General features: G+C 64.9%; 9 protein-coding genes and 1 riboswitch. Of the genes, 3 read left to right on the forward strand and 6 right to left on the reverse strand.

Features of this window, described 5'->3' with window-relative positions:
* Positions 1 to 12 precede the first annotated feature (12 nt).
* Complete coding sequence (locus ACE3SG_RS04335) at positions 13 to 3,642, reverse strand: DUF748 domain-containing protein (RefSeq protein WP_374562780.1); 3,630 nt, start codon at positions 3,640 to 3,642, stop codon at positions 13 to 15.
* Positions 3,643 to 3,975: 333 nt separating this feature from the next.
* Positions 3,976 to 5,529: a UbiD family decarboxylase gene (locus tag ACE3SG_RS04340; protein WP_374562781.1), complete on the reverse strand. Its 1,554-nt coding sequence runs from the start codon at positions 5,527 to 5,529 to the stop codon at positions 3,976 to 3,978.
* Positions 5,530 to 5,791: 262 nt separating this feature from the next.
* On the opposite strand from ACE3SG_RS04340, the gene ACE3SG_RS04345 reads away from it, so the two are divergent.
* The 3 genes from ACE3SG_RS04345 (at position 5,792) to nrdR (ending at position 8,712) form a co-directional block, all read left to right on the forward strand.
* Positions 5,792 to 6,709, forward strand: coding sequence for a transglycosylase SLT domain-containing protein (locus tag ACE3SG_RS04345; RefSeq protein WP_374562782.1), 918 nt, complete (start codon positions 5,792 to 5,794; stop codon positions 6,707 to 6,709).
* Between the two features lie 55 nt (positions 6,710 to 6,764).
* Positions 6,765 to 6,901: riboswitch (ZMP/ZTP riboswitch) on the forward strand.
* Between the two features lie 66 nt (positions 6,902 to 6,967).
* Positions 6,968 to 8,218 (forward strand): serine hydroxymethyltransferase, encoded by a 1,251-nt coding sequence (gene glyA / locus ACE3SG_RS04350; RefSeq protein WP_374562783.1) that lies wholly within the window; start codon positions 6,968 to 6,970, stop codon positions 8,216 to 8,218.
* Between the two features lie 50 nt (positions 8,219 to 8,268).
* Complete coding sequence (gene nrdR / locus ACE3SG_RS04355) at positions 8,269 to 8,712, forward strand: transcriptional regulator NrdR (protein ID WP_374562784.1); 444 nt, start codon at positions 8,269 to 8,271, stop codon at positions 8,710 to 8,712.
* A 58-nt stretch (positions 8,713 to 8,770) separates the two neighbouring features.
* On the opposite strand, the gene ACE3SG_RS04360 is transcribed toward nrdR, so the two are convergent.
* Genes ACE3SG_RS04360 through ACE3SG_RS04375 form a run of 4 tightly spaced genes read right to left on the reverse strand, consistent with a single transcriptional unit; the run spans position 8,771 to position 14,384 of the window.
* A complete protein-coding gene (locus ACE3SG_RS04360) occupies positions 8,771 to 9,262 on the reverse strand; it encodes a type IV pilin protein (protein WP_374562785.1) in 492 nt (163 codons plus the stop codon).
* A gap of 4 nt (positions 9,263 to 9,266) precedes the next feature.
* Positions 9,267 to 12,884 carry a pilus assembly protein gene (locus tag ACE3SG_RS04365; protein WP_374562786.1) on the reverse strand — a complete coding sequence of 1,206 codons (3,618 nt, stop codon included), beginning with the start codon at positions 12,882 to 12,884 and terminating at the stop codon, positions 9,267 to 9,269.
* Positions 12,885 to 12,939: 55 nt separating this feature from the next.
* Positions 12,940 to 13,500 (reverse strand): hypothetical protein, encoded by a 561-nt coding sequence (locus ACE3SG_RS04370; protein WP_374562787.1) that lies wholly within the window; start codon positions 13,498 to 13,500, stop codon positions 12,940 to 12,942.
* A complete protein-coding gene (locus tag ACE3SG_RS04375) occupies positions 13,497 to 14,384 on the reverse strand; it encodes a PilW family protein (protein ID WP_374562788.1) in 888 nt (295 codons plus the stop codon). The genes ACE3SG_RS04370 and ACE3SG_RS04375 overlap by 4 nt, the downstream gene beginning before the upstream one ends.
* Positions 14,385 to 14,386: the final 2 nt, after the last annotated feature.

The following is a 14,386-nucleotide window of genomic DNA, read 5'->3' on the forward strand; positions in this document are numbered from 1 at the left end:
GCCAGCGCGGCGTCAATGCGTTCCCAGGCCCAGCTGCACGCGTGGCGTCCAGTGTGCTTCTGCCTCACCGGCGGGCTGCAGCTTCGGCGCGGCCAGGAACAGCCGCTCGCCGGGTAGGCCTTTGGCGATCAGCGCGTCGCGCACCGCCAAGCCACGCTGCAGGGCCAGCTCGCGCGCATTGTCTGCGCTGACGGCGTGCGACGCGCGCAGCAGGGCTTCCATCTCCGCGACCGGGATGTCCTTGGCCAGCCCGACCACGTTGCGCGGCTTGTTCGGCAGCTTGGCTTCGCCGTACAGGCGGCGCACCAGGCGGGCGCGCTCTTCGGGCGCCAACGCCACGACGGCGGCGGTGCCGGGCGCCTCGGGCGTTTCGCCGGCGCGCAGCTTGTCCTTGCGCAGCTCGGCCACCAGCCGCTCGTCGAGCCACTGGGCCTGCATGGCCTCACGCTCGGCCTGCAGGTCGGCCGAGGCCGTGACCGTCAGGCGCAAGGCCGGCCGATCGGTCAGCGCCTTGGCCACCTTGTCGAGAACAGGGGCCGCGTTGTCGGCCAACTGCACGCTGCCGGGCTTGAACTCAACCACGCTGAGGTCGTCGCTGCCGCCACCCGCCAACAGCGCAAACGGCGCGGTCAATGCCTTGGCCAGCAGGTTGACGATCAGCTTCAGCACCACGCCACCGACGCTGAACTCGGGGTCGTTCAGCGAGCCGCCGATCGGCAGGTTCAGGTCGATCACGCCGTCGCGGTCTTTCAACAAGGCCACGGCCAGCAAGACCGGCAGCTTGGTGGCATCGGGGCTCTCAACGCGCTCGCCAAAGGTGAGCTGGTTCAGCACGATCTGGTTCGAGGCATCGAGACGGCCATCGGCACCGATGCGGTAGCTGACGTCCATCGTCAGCTTGCCGCGCTCGATCGCATAACCGGCGTATTTGGCGGCATAGGGCGACAGCGGCGCCAGCTCCAGGTCGCTGGCGCGAGCCTGGACATCGAGCGCCAGCGGGCGGGCCGTTGGGTTCAGCGCGCCGCGCACCTCCAGTTGCGCCGTGCCGGCCACGCGGCCGCGCAGGTCCAGCGTGGCCATGTCGCGGCTGCCACTGCGAAACCCGCCGAGCCGGCCGTTCAGCTCGGACAACGCGGCGCTGTAGTTGGGCCGCACGAAGTGGTCCGAGAAATCGACCTTGCCGTTTTTCAACTGAACGCCGCCGACCACCAGGTCGAGCGGGAACTCGCCACTGGGCGCAGCAACGGCAGAGGCGGCCGATGCCGCGGGCGCTGGCGGCGCGGCGTCGGCCGGCGCCGCATTCAGGTCGGCCAGGTTGAAGTGCCCCGCCTCGTTGACCATCAACTGGGCGTAGAAATCGTTCAGCTGGGCCTCGCCCACCTCGACACGCGGCCGCTTGCCGGGGCTCAGGGCCACCTGCACGCCGGGCAGCTCCATCGATTGCCAGCTGAGCAGCTCGTCCGCCCCCACGCCGGCCGCGCCGCGCGGGTAGAGCCGCAGGTCGGTCAACCGACCCTCCCCTTTCAGCGCCAGGCTCAGGCCTTCGGCGGCCCACCCGCCTGACACCTGACCCGCCCAACCCAGGTCCGCTCGGCCCACCGCAACCGGCAGCGACGCCGCGGCGTAAGCCGCCACGGCCTGCAGCGGGACACGCGTGAGCTTGGCCGTGCCACGCCAGGCCAGCGGCGCCAAGCCTATGTCGCCTTGAAAGCTGAGCGAGCCCGCGGGCGTGTTGCCGGCGCCGGGCACCTGGGCGCTGAGTTGCCAGCGCGAGGTGGCGCCAGCCGCCGCCGGCCATTGCACCGCCTGGGCGCTGAGCTTCAGGCGCTGCAGGTCCAGCGCCACCGGCTCGGCGCCTTGCAGGGCCGCGTCGCGCCAGCTGAGCCGGCCACCATCGACCGCGGCCTCTTGCAGGCGCACCTGCCAGGCCGCAGAAGCAGGCGAATCGTTGGCGGCAACCGACGGGGGCGCGATCCACCACTGTGCCAGGTCGATCTCGCCGGCAGCACTGCGCCGAGCGCGCAGCGCCGGCTGGTCCCAGGCCAGGCGACCCAGGGTTGCACTGCGCTGCGCCAGGTTGATCTGCAGGTCGGTGAGGTGCAGCTGTTTCCACGCGGCCGAAGGTTGCTTGTCGCCCGGCTCGGCCGCGGCAAAGTCGTCGACCTGCAAGTCGGCCACTTGAATCTCTGGCGCCTGCGCGCCCGGCTCGCCCTGCCACTTGGCCGTGGCATCGAACGCCAGGCTGCCCGCCAGACGTGGCTTCAGCAATTTGGCGGTGTATGGCGCCGCCCAGGCCAGCGCCCACTCGCTGCCGCGGGCCCGGAGCTGGCCACCTGCAGCCGTCCAGTCCCCTTCCAGCCGCCATTCGGGGGCCGACGCGGCGGCCGAGGGCGGCGCGGCGCTGTTGGCCAGATGGGCACTGGCGCTCAGGCGTGCGGGGGCGGCCCCGCCCTCGAGCGGCCAGCGTAGGTTGTCCAGCTGCAGTTGCAGCGCCTCGGTCGACCACTGCACCGGCGGTTGAACAGCTTCGTCATGCCATTGAATCTTCGTGTCAGTGACCGCCAATTTGGCCAGAGCCAGCTGCCACGGCGTGGCCCCGCCGGGCGGGGCATTCGCCGGCGCCGCGCCGGACGATGGCAGGTTGAGCCGCCCTTGCGCATCACGCGCGGCATGCAGCACCAACCCGTCGGCCGCCACCGTGCCCAGCGACACGCGGTGGCGCAACGGCTGCAGGTCGACGATCTGCAACGCGAGCGTGCCCAACTCGGCCAACGGCGCACGAGACGCGTCTTCGAGCCGAATGGACCGGGCTCGCACGCCGCCGCGAATCGCGATGTGGGCGTTGCCCTGCACCGGTGCCTTGAACTCGAGCGTCAGGTCCAATGCCACCGCCCCCGACACCGGGCGCACCGACAGGTCGGCCGGCAGATAGGGTAGCCAATCGCTCAGGTCGATGTCACCCGTCTTCAGCGTCAGCACACCGGCCCGCTCGGGCGTGAAGAGCGTGGCCTGTGCGCCGGTGTCGAAGCGGGTGTCATCGGCCTGGAACGACAGGTGCGGCTCGACCTTGACTTCGACCGCATCGTCGAGGTTGGACAGGAACGGCACGCCCAACTCGATGTGCGTGATGTCGTGCACCCGCGCCTTCGGCCGATCGTCGAAGCGGATGCGGCCACCGGTGACGCGCAGGTTGTACAAGGCGAATCGCTGCGGCTCTTGCCCTGCGACCGAAGGCTGGTTGAAGCGGGTCAGCAGATCGTCGATGTCGTAGCGACCATCGGCCAGCCGCGCGACGTTGAGCTCGGGCGACTGCAGCTCGATGGCCCCCACCACCGGCGCGCGGCGCCACAGGCTGATCAACTGCGCGTTCACTTCGCCGTGGGCCAGGCGCAGCAATGGCTTGTCGGCAGCGCCCGCGGGCCCTGCGACAACCAGGCCGTCGACGCCGATCGTCAACGTCAATGGATTGACCTGCAGCGCCTCGATGGTCACGGTGCGCCCCAGCGCGGTCGAGGCTTGGTCTTGCGCAAAGCCGCGCAGCCAAAGCGGCAACACCAGCCACGCCAGCAGCATCAGCGAGGCGAGCGCCGCTGCCGAGCCCAGCAGCCAACGCCGGCCGCGCGTCGAGGTGGCCATCTGCATCAAAGGGGGCGTCGGCAACAGAGGCATCGGCAGCGCACGCAGGCGAGATTCAGGTGCCCATGATTGTGGCCGAGCGCTGCGTGTACACGTGAAACAAACGCCCCAATGACGAAGCCCCTCCTGACCCTTTCGGGCGGAGGGGCCTGTGAGTGGCGATGCCACTCAGTGGGGCTCCGGCAGGGAAGTGGGCCGGGGCTCCGTAGGCGCGGGAATTGCGCTTACAGGGTATTGCCTCGAAGAGGCGGAGCCAGTGTGCGACAGCCTCGTGAGCGGGGCAAGCATCTTTACACGCTCATCCAGTGGGGCTGTACGCCGTGCACCCGGCCGTCTCGATCACCGCTTCAACAGCGCCTCGACGAGGCCGGCCATGCGCGCTTGCACCGCAGCGTCCATCGTGATCGTGCGGCCCCACTCGCGGTTCGTTTCGCCCGGCCATTTGTTGGTCGCATCCAGGCCCATCTTGCCGCCCAGGCCACTGACGGGCGACGCGAAGTCGAGGTAGTCGATCGGCGTCTCGCCGACCAGCGTCGTGTCGCGGACCGGGTCCATCCGGGTGGTGATGGCCCAGATCACTTCCTTCCAGTCGCGGATGTTCACGTCGTCGTCGGTGACGATGATGAACTTGGTGTACATGAACTGGCGCAGAAAGCTCCACAGCCCGAACATCAAGCGCTTAGCGTGGCCGGGGTAGCTCTTCTTGATCGAGATCACCGCCAGACGGTAGCTGCAGCCTTCGGGCGGCAGGTAGAAATCGGTGATCTCGGCAAACTGCTTCTGCAGAATCGGAACGAAGACCTCGTTCAGCGCGACCCCCAGCACCGCCGGCTCGTCGGGCGGCTTGCCGGTGTAGGTGGAGTGATAGATCGGATCGCGCCGGTGCGTGAGCCGGCTCAGCTCGAACACCGGGAACCAGTCCTGCTCGTTGTAGTAGCCAGTGTGGTCACCGAACGGGCCTTCGAGCGCGTGCAGGTAGCCGTTGACCTCGCGCAGCGGCACGCCCAGCTCGCTGTGGCCCTCGTAGCCGGCGGGTGCCGGCGGGATGTGCCCTTCGAGCACCAGCTCAGCCCGCGCCGGCACCTGCAGTTTCAGATCACCCTCGCCGACCGAGCTGTCGGCCAACTCGGTGCGGCCACCACGCAGCAAGCCGGCGAACTGGTACTCGGACAAGCTGTCGGGCACCGGCGTGACGGCACCCAGCGTCGTCGCCGGGTCTGCCCCCAGCGCCACCGCGATGGGAAACGGCTGCCCCGGGTTGACGCGGGCGAAGTCGCGAAAGTCGAGCGCCCCGCCGCGGTGGGCCAGCCACCGCATGATGACCTGGCGCCGCCCGATCACCTGCTGCCGGTAGATGCCCAGGTTCTGCCTCAAACGAGGCCGCCGCACTTGGCGGGGGCCCCGGGTGATGACCAGGCCCCAGGTGATCAACGGCCCGGCATCGCCCGGCCAGCAGAACTGGATCGGCCAGCGGCCAAGGTCGACATCCGGCCCGTCGATGACCACTTCCTGACAAGGCGGGGCGCTGACGCGGGCCGGTTTCATGTCCCAAACCGCCTTCGCCATGTCCCAAAGTTTGCCGACCTCCCTCAACGAATTAGGGGGTTCCGGCTCTTTCAGCGCGGCCAGCAGCCGGCCGACGTCACGCAATTCGGCGACATCCTCGGCCCCCATTCCCAAGGCCACCCGGCGTGGCGTGCCAAACAGGTTGACCAAGGCCGGCATGTTGAATCCCGGCACGTTTTGCAGCAGCAATGCTGGGCCGCCAGCCCGCAGCACCTGGTCTGACAAGGCCGTCATTTCGAGCCGAGGGGACACCGGATCGACCACGCGGCGCAGCTCGCCGAGGCCCTCCAGGCCGTCCATGAAGCCTCGCAAGTCCCTGTATTTCATACCGAAAAGTAATTAGACGTAGACTTCATATGCTTGACTGGTTATTTGTCGGCTTCCTAAAATTCGCCGCAACAACCGTAACCAGGGTTTACCCGCGCCACCCGTTGGGGCGCGAGTCAAGGTAAACACCCGCCCTGCCGCCGGCGCGCCTGCCTTGCAGCGCACCTTTGCGAGGTGGCAGCCGATTATCACCAGCCCCTCGGCACGGGGCCGGGCCTTTGCCCGCCGTGCCGCCAGCCTGGTGGAGAGAGGAAGGATGGACATGAACGAGCCCCAGTGGTGGCTGCGCATGACCCAGGCCACCCGTCGAGCGAGCAGCGTCTTTCTGCGCGACGTCGGCAACGGCCTGCTGGAAGTCAGCCACAACATGCTCGCTTTGGTCGGCCTGCTGGTCGTCGCACTGAGCGTGTTCGCCGCCGGTCGCGCCGACCTGCGCGCCAGTGTCGAACAGCAAGCCTTGGACTGGCTGCAACAGCGCCACAGCGCCCGCGCCGAAGACCTGGTCGGCTATGTGGCCGAGCCGGACGACGCCGACAGCGCCGCGCTGGCGAAGGCCCTGGCCGCCGACCCCGCCGGGCTGAACCGCCAGCAGGCCGCCGTGGCCACGTGGCTGTCGCGCCGCTACCGCGTGGCACCCGAGCCCGTGGCCCGGCTGGTGCAAGAGGCCTGGCAAGTGGGCCAGCGCGCGAGCCTGGACCCGACACTGATCCTGGCCATCGTCGCGATCGAATCCAGCTTCAACCCGTTTGCCCAGAGCCCCGTCGGTGCACAGGGCCTGATGCAGGTGATGACCCGGATTCACAATCAGAAGTACGAAGCCTTCGGCGGCGCCCTGACCGCGTTCGACCCCGTGACCAACCTGCGCGTGGGCGTGCAGGTGCTGAAGGAGTGCATCGCGCGCGCCGGCAGCCTGGAAGCGGGGCTGAAGTTCTATGTGGGCAGCGGCAACATGGAAGACGACGGAGGCTACGCCGCAAAGGTGCTGGCCGAGCAGCGTCATCTGGTTCGCGTGGCCGCCGGCCAGCAGGTGCCGGTGACGGTGCCAACCGTTCTGACGCCGGCCGTGGCGGCCACCGCACCGAGCGCCGGGGCAGCCTCTGCAGCCGCCGCCAATCGCGCTGAAACGCCCCCCGCGGAAACGAAGCCTTCCGAACACGAGCAGGTGGCGCTCGCCCGCTGATGGTGCACGACGCTCGCCAAGTGCCGCAAGTCACGCCCCTTCGCGGGATACACTAGCTTCGACGCGCAACTGGCGATAGTGGCGCCGCCGACCGAACCCTCGGCTCTGGTGGTCCCCACGAGGTGGATCACCACCGGGAAGCGCGGGGCGGCACACTGCCGCCTTGAACAGCCGTTCGCCTGGGCAGCCTCTGGTTTGTTTCGTCATACCGAAACAGCCTGCGCAGGTGCAACCGCCCCGACTTGAAGGAAGCCTCCCATGTTCGACCGCTCGCAATCGACGATCGCCAACGTCGACCCCGATATTTGGGCCGCCATCCAGGCCGAGAACCGCCGGCAAGAAGAGCACATCGAGCTCATCGCCTCGGAAAACTACACCTCGCCGGCCGTGATGGCCGCGCAAGGTTCGCAGCTGACCAACAAATACGCCGAGGGCTACCCCGACAAGCGCTACTACGGCGGCTGCGAGTATGTCGACGTCGTCGAGCAACTGGCCATCGATCGCCTGAAGCAGCTCTACGGCGCCCAGTTCGCCAACGTGCAGGCCAACTCGGGCTCACAAGCCAACCAGGCCGTCTTCTTCGGCCTGCTGCAGCCCGGCGACACGATCATGGGCATGAGCCTGGCCGAAGGCGGCCACCTGACCCACGGCATGGCGCTCAACATGAGCGGCAAGTGGTTCAACGTCGTCAGCTACGGCCTGGACGCCAACGAGGCCATCGACTACGACGCGATGGAGCGCCTGGCCCACGAGCACAAGCCGAAGCTGATCATCGCCGGCGCCTCGGCCTACAGCCTGCGCATCGACTTCGAGCGCTTCGCCAAGGTGGCCAAGGCCATCGGCGCCTATTTCATGGTCGACATGGCCCACTACGCGGGCCTGATCGCCGCCGGCGTCTACCCGAACCCGGTACCGCACGCCGACGTGGTGACCTCGACCACCCACAAGAGCCTGCGCGGCCCGCGTGGTGGCATCGTGCTGATGAACGATGAGGCGATCGCCAAGAAGATCAACAGCGCCATCTTCCCGGGCATCCAGGGTGGCCCGTTGATGCACGTGATCGCCGGCAAGGCGGTGGCTTTCAAGGAGGCCCTCGGCCCCGACTTCAAGGTCTATCAGCAGCAAGTGCTGGCCAACGCCGAGGTGCTGGCCGACACTCTGACCGAGCGAGGCCTGCGCATCGTCAGTGGTCGCACCGAAAGCCACGTGATGCTGGTTGACCTGCGCCCAAAGAACCTGACCGGCAAGGAAGCCGAGGCCATCCTGGGTGCCGCGCACATGACCTGCAACAAGAACGGCATCCCGAACGACCCGCAGAAGCCGATGGTGACCAGCGGCATCCGCCTGGGCAGCCCGGCGATGACCACGCGCGGCTTCAAGGAAGAGCAAGCGCGCGCCACCGCTAACCTGATCGCCGACGTGCTGGACAACCCGCACGACGAAGCGAACATCGCTCGCGTGCGCGAGAAGGTCGCCGCGCTGACGCGCGACTTCCCGGTCTACCGTTGATCACGGCTGCGCACGGTCAAGCCTAGCGTCACCGCCCCAGCACTGCTGCCATGCGCTGCCCCTACTGCTCCCACGTCGAAACCCAGGTCGTCGAGACCCGGGAATCCGATGAAGGCGATGTGGTACGGCGGCGGCGCAAGTGCACCAAGTGCGACAAGCGCTTCACCACCTACGAACGCGCCGAAATCGCCCTCCCGGCGATCGTCAAGCGCAGCGGCGCCCGGGTCGAGTTCGACCCGGCCAAGCTGCGCGCCTCCATGACCCTGGCGCTGCGCAAGCGCCAGGTCAGCATTGAGCAGGTCGATGCGGCCATCGAACGCATCCAGGACAAGCTCCTCGCCAGCGGATTGCGCGAAGTGCCATCCACCCGCATCGGCGAGTTGGTCATGCGAGAGCTCAAGCGCCTGGACAAGGTCGCCTACGTCCGCTTTGCTTCGGTCTATCGGAGCTTTGAGGATGTGGATGAGTTCAGCAGGTTGATCAAGGAAATCTGAATAGAAAACGGCTGCCCTTGGCAGCCGTTTGTTCATCGACAGGACGGCCTGCAGTTGGTCACTTCCAGCATTCAGGGACGGTACCTGCGGAAACACCCTTTTCGCCCCTGTGGGTCAACGTGAGGTTGCCGCAGTCGCTGTCTGTACGTGCAGGCGTAGCGGTCAATTTGTAGCCACGCCCTGAGTCGGTGACTTCGATTCTGATCGCGTAGCTGGCCGTATCGGCATTCTTGGGCGCTTGGTCCAGCCCGGCTCCATGGAGTGCGCTCTGTGCCACCGTATCCGAGGCACCGAACGTGTTGTTAGCGTTGTAGTAGCGCTGCATAAACTGCGCCGCCTCCTGCAGGACGGTCGCCGCATCACTGCGTTTGCCGCGCTGCACCTGCTTCGTGTAGGACGGGTAGGCAATCGCAGCCAGGATGCCGATGATGGCCACCACGATCATCACCTCGATGAGGGTGAAACCCGCCTCCCGCCCGCGGCGACGATCGTGGGTTGATGCGTAAGCCAAGGTCATAACGTGAGCCTCGCTCTTCAATTCGTGGATCATGGTGTCAGCCACCCGTGGGCGGATTGACGATCTGCTTCCAGACGCGATCCTTCGGGCCGGTCGAGATCGCCGAGCAAGGCACCCGTACCTTCTGAGCCTGACCAGTGGTGTCGATCCGGTAGTAGGTGCGCCAGCCATCCACGCACGGCGGGTCGGGCTCATTCTTGTCGTCTTCCTTGATGATGGTGTCTCGTCCGTCGGCGGGTGTCTTCACGCCTTGCACGATCTTGTCATCGCCGTTGATCTTGCCGTCGCCATTCGTGTCAAACAGCGGTTCGGTGGTAACCCCACCATCAGAACCATGCAGCAGGAAGTTGTAGCCCTCACCGCTGGAAGCGTCGCACTGCGATGCAGGTGCAGCCGGCACGATCGTACTGAAGTACACATACTCGCCCGCCAGCACAATCGACGGGTAGATCACCCGCTGACGACTCCATGGCAGGTCGATGTACCAGCCCTTCTGGGTCACCCAATCCACCTCCTTGGAGACGACATTGAAAAAGGTGCCGCCTTTGTCCTCAACCGGCGTGGTGTCGATCTGTTGCTGCTGCAGGGCGCTTCGATTGGGCTTGTCGTCGGCAAACGGGCTCTTCGAGTCGGAAGAGGCACCGATAGGCGTCTTGTCCCACACGCCGTAGTAGGTCTGCACGTCGACGTTATCAGAGTCAACCTTGTTGATCAGCTTGCCCGTACCGAACAACACGACCCGACCATACTCGGTGTGGTTGACGAATACCGGCGGCGCTGTGATGGGTTGCCGAAGTTGGCCGGGGCTGGGGTCGGTCGCAACGAACAGCGGGTTGCCGCCAAAGCCCACCTTCACCACCCCGTCCACGACGTCGAAGCGCCACAGGTTACCCTTCAAGTCTCCGGCGTAGGCGCCGACGACCTCATTGCTCGTAACGTCACGGATCAACGAAACGCCCATCAGTCCGGTATCGCCCCCATCGTCCACCTTGATGCGCTCGACCGTGCCATCAGCCAGATCGACCACCAACAACACGGCGTCACCACTGGTGCTGTACACACCGTTACCGATGAAGGCCTTCCAGCCGCCACCCTTTACCTTGCCTGTGGCGAAGTCGGCAAACATGTAGCCGATGTCCTCGTCGTCGACGCCGGATTTGTCCCACATCACCGTGTCGGCACCGAAGTCTGACGCCGTCAGGCCCCCATACGCTGTGGGAACCCGCAGTGCAAAGAAGCCCTTGCCACCTGCGCCCATCGCACCCAGCACCATGTTGGTCCACTGGCCACCGATCTTGGCATCGGCTTCGGTCATCGGGCCGTCCACGAAAAAGCGATGGAAGCTGTCGTTGGTACCGTAGTCTTTGCTGGCAATCAGCTTCAGATTTGCCAAGCCCGTCTTGGGCAGGTACCCGAACACCTCGGTGCCATCGCTACCTCGAAAGAAGTGAACCATGCCACCATTGCCACCGAGCACGATCAGCGGTTCCGCGCGATTGTTGCTCTTGCTGGACAGATAGTCCGTGTAGGTCGGATCGAACGCCGCATAGCCCATGTCGAGATAGTTGCCCACCAGCACCGGCGGCGAATTCACGAAATCGGCCAGCACTTTGCCCGAACGATCGCGAAACAACTTTCCCTCTCCTTCCTGGCTATGGTCGCCACGGATGAAGTCGGTCAACTCTGCACTACCCACCAGCGCTTGATTCGCCGAGCCCATCCCGCCCCAGGTGAACGGGAGGGGCGATGACACGTCCCAAGTGAAAAGGTTGCGATCAGACGGCGCCGGAACCTTGTCGCTGGCCTTCCATTTCAGGCTTTCCTGATCGCCGGTATCCGTCAACTCATAGGCCTCCAAGTCGCCGTACCACTTCACCGATTGGTACTTGGGCACGTACTTGACGTTGTCCGCCGTAGTAAAGGGCGCTGCGGTAGCCACCCCCGCCTCTTTGGCCTCCACGCTCAAAGCCCCCTCAATGGCGCTTGCAAATGCCTTCGTCAATTCGTCACCGTTGGCGACCGAATAGAAGTCCCCTCCCGTGTTGAAGGCGGCATGCCACATGTCGTCGATCAGTGTCGGCGCATTGGTTTGACTCGGCACAGGCCAGTGAAGATCGCCGGCTCTGATCTTGTCGATGGTGACCTTCTTGGCGTCGGGGGTCGATGAATCCAATGTCCCGCGGACGCCCAAGCCCACCATAAACTGCGTCAGGTGCTGCCAGTAGGCAATGTCGTCGGTACGCGTCCGCACCTTGTTTTGGATGTTCGGGTCGAGGTCCTTCTTGAAGTACTGTGTTGCCACATCCGCCAACGTGTTGGACACGGCATCGGGTTCATCGATGAAGGGGCGGATTGCCTCGTACTGATTGGGCGGCGGATTGCCGTTCGGGTTTTGGGCGTCCACATACGGGGGGCCCGACGAGCCGTCGGCGTCACCAGCCGATTTGTAGTCATTGTCGTTATAGTAACCGTCCGTCATCAACAGACTGACCGAGCGGCGACAAGAGAGCTTTCTGGAGTCCGGATTCGCAGGATCCTCCAACCAGGGATTACCCTTTTGGTCGTCGATGTTTTTGGTAGGGCGGTCGAAGTAGCTGCCAATGGCGTCTAGTGCATATCGCAAGGGCGTGCTGCCGCTCGACCTGACGGCCTGAATACCCGTCAGCACTGTCTTCATCCGCGCCGCACTGAAGGGTCGCATCGGCCCGCCCTTGGCTTCAGTCTCAACGCGAGAAACCATCTTGCCGCCGTCAACGGAGTATTCCGTGGTCTTATTGATATGCGCCCAGCCCACGCGCAGCTTGTCGACATATTGGCTCAGCGATTTCGAGACGGCCGCCTTGGTCAAGGTCTCCCGCATACGGTGGTAGGTGAACCAATTGGCAAAATTCTGCCGCTCTTGCTCTTGCGTACACCTAATTGGCTTCTTGTCGGTGTCGACGCATTCTGTACGACCAGCTCCGGGTGTGGCCGGCGCATACTTGTTGGCGTCATTGATGTTATAGGGAACGTAGCTGGACGCCTGGGTCGGGTCCGCCTTGTCCTTCAGGCGATAGTAGAGGCCCGGGTCGAAGTTGCGCGTTTCCCATACGCATGTGTTCGCAGCGGTGCACCATGAAGCGTCAATGTTTTTCCATCGCGCCGTCAGGTTGCGAGTTACGGTCGGCGACGTGGGATCAATTGCCGCATTCGCAGGTGGGCTGTCCGGCAATAGCCCACCGCCGGGTGCAACCCAGGGGTAGTAGCGTATGTCGGGGTTGTAGTAGATGCGGTTGACATCTGGGGAGCGGTACTGCCGCTGATAGACATTGGTGGCATCGCCCGCCAGCCCCACGACCACACCGTCGTAGAGACGTGCATTGGACTTGCGCACATCATTGGGGTAGCCGCCGATATAGCCAGTGCCACCCCGGACACCGATGGACAGATTGACCTTGAATCCATTGAGAGTGAAATCGTCCTCGGGCATGAAATCGGCCAGCATCGAACCCGAGTCATCGATCGTGACCATGAAGTTCGGCGGCGGGGGTATCGAAACTCGGCTGGTCAGCGGAATCTGCGCCGGCTCCACAGCGACAGCGCCAGCGCCTGCCAGGGCCAATGCCAGCCAAGTGGCCGCCGCATGAAGGTGGAAGGAACGGATAGAGAACGACATATGGACCTCGCAGGGGGTCAAGGGCATTCGAAGAAGGGGCGAAGGTGGCAGCGACTTAGTGGTACAGCACGCGCGACTGAAGCCACACCGCCGAGCCAGATTGCGGATTGCCGTTTTCGTCGGCCGAGTAGTCAGGACTGAAGCCGCGGGCGGTCACGACAAAGTCCTTTTCGTTCGAGGCCGTGTCTTGCAACTGCTCCACCATGCACTCTGGGCGGGTCTCCGGAATGAAACTGCTGTCGCGGGACTCCATCCACGTAGTCGGCACGGTTTCGATATTGGCAGACCTCCAGTTGCGCAGGTCGTTGAAGAACGACGGCTCCCGCGCTTCCGTCTTATGCAACTTCGCCATGTTCGAACCATCGGACGGCGTGCTGTCGTCGAGCAGGCGCTCGCAATAGGCCAGGCCAATCTGAGCGGCCTGGCTGGCCAGCGACTGCACCCGTGTGTTGTTGGCGACCAGATCGGAGCTGAGCGCGCCGCGCATGACGGAAACCGAGGCCAGACCAATGATGACCAGCATGACAAGTGCGACCAGCAACGCAACGCCGCGCTGGCCTACTGCAGGCTTGATGTGGCGACGGCGATGATCTCGAGGTGAAGCAATGTGGTTCACAGGTGCCCCTCCAGTCGGTTGTTCAGAACGACGGTGGTGTTATAGGAGCGGAACATGCGCCGGTCAGTGTCGCCACCAGGCGGGTTGACCAGATTGCCTTCGCAATCGACGTATTGCGTCACCGCGTCCAGCACGTCGGCGGCGCTGGCTACGGTGACACAGACGCGCACCGACAACACCTGGTCAAACAAGTTGCCTAATGCGTCCTCGGTCCAGATACCCGCGGCATCCATATAACGCACCACGCGGTACCTCTTGAATGGATCGCTCGGATCACCGCCGACGCCGTAGGTCACCCGAAGATCGATCACGTTGTCCACCAGCGCCTGCGGGTCGGCGCTGCCCGGGCCTTGACACTCCAGTGCTCCATTGCTGACGAAGAAACGCTGGTAGGCCATTCGGACGCCGCTGCCCGGGTCCGGCACCTCGTTGCCAATGCAGTCCAGGGGATTGCCGGCGGAGTTCACGGCGCTGTTCTGCGCGTCGGCCTGGTAGGTCACCGCAATGGCGTCGGGCTGGGTCGCATCGGTCCCACAGGTCAAGCCGCCCATGGTCTGGTCAGGATCGGCAAACGGCGCACTGCAGCCCCGTAGCGTCACTCTGCGACCGTTGTCGCCCGCCGCATTGACGAATCCGTCAACGTCGGAACCCGTGGGCACGATGTAGCTGGTGGACGCAATCGCCGAGCGCATCACACTCAACGCGATGCTGGCGTCTTCGGTGATCTGGGTCATGGCCCGGGTGTTGCGGCTGGACAGACCCGAGCCCAGGTAGGCCGAGAACATGGCGCCGATGATCACCAGGCCAATGACCATGGCGATCAGCAGTTCAACGAGCGAAAAGCCTGATTGCAGCGCGCGGGAAGGTTGATGAAGCGTTGTCATGT

It is taken from the genome of Ideonella sp., assembly GCF_041914305.1.
GTDB lineage: Bacteria > Pseudomonadota > Gammaproteobacteria > Burkholderiales > Burkholderiaceae_C > Ideonella.

Excerpts from the sequence above, each read along its gene's own strand:
- ACE3SG_RS04335 (WP_374562780.1), bottom strand. The coding sequence starts at position 3,642 with ATGCAGATGGCCACCTCGACGCGCGGCCGGCGTTGGCTGCTGGGCTCG.
- ACE3SG_RS04340 (WP_374562781.1), bottom strand. The coding sequence starts at position 5,529 with ATGAAATACAGGGACTTGCGAGGCTTCATGGACGGCCTGGAGGGCCTC.
- ACE3SG_RS04345 (WP_374562782.1), top strand. The coding sequence starts at position 5,792 with ATGAACGAGCCCCAGTGGTGGCTGCGCATGACCCAGGCCACCCGTCGA.
- glyA (WP_374562783.1), top strand. The coding sequence starts at position 6,968 with ATGTTCGACCGCTCGCAATCGACGATCGCCAACGTCGACCCCGATATT.
- nrdR (WP_374562784.1), top strand. The coding sequence starts at position 8,269 with ATGCGCTGCCCCTACTGCTCCCACGTCGAAACCCAGGTCGTCGAGACC.
- ACE3SG_RS04360 (WP_374562785.1), bottom strand. The coding sequence starts at position 9,262 with ATGATCCACGAATTGAAGAGCGAGGCTCACGTTATGACCTTGGCTTAC.
- ACE3SG_RS04365 (WP_374562786.1), bottom strand. The coding sequence starts at position 12,884 with ATGTCGTTCTCTATCCGTTCCTTCCACCTTCATGCGGCGGCCACTTGG.
- ACE3SG_RS04375 (WP_374562788.1), bottom strand. The coding sequence starts at position 14,384 with ATGACAACGCTTCATCAACCTTCCCGCGCGCTGCAATCAGGCTTTTCG.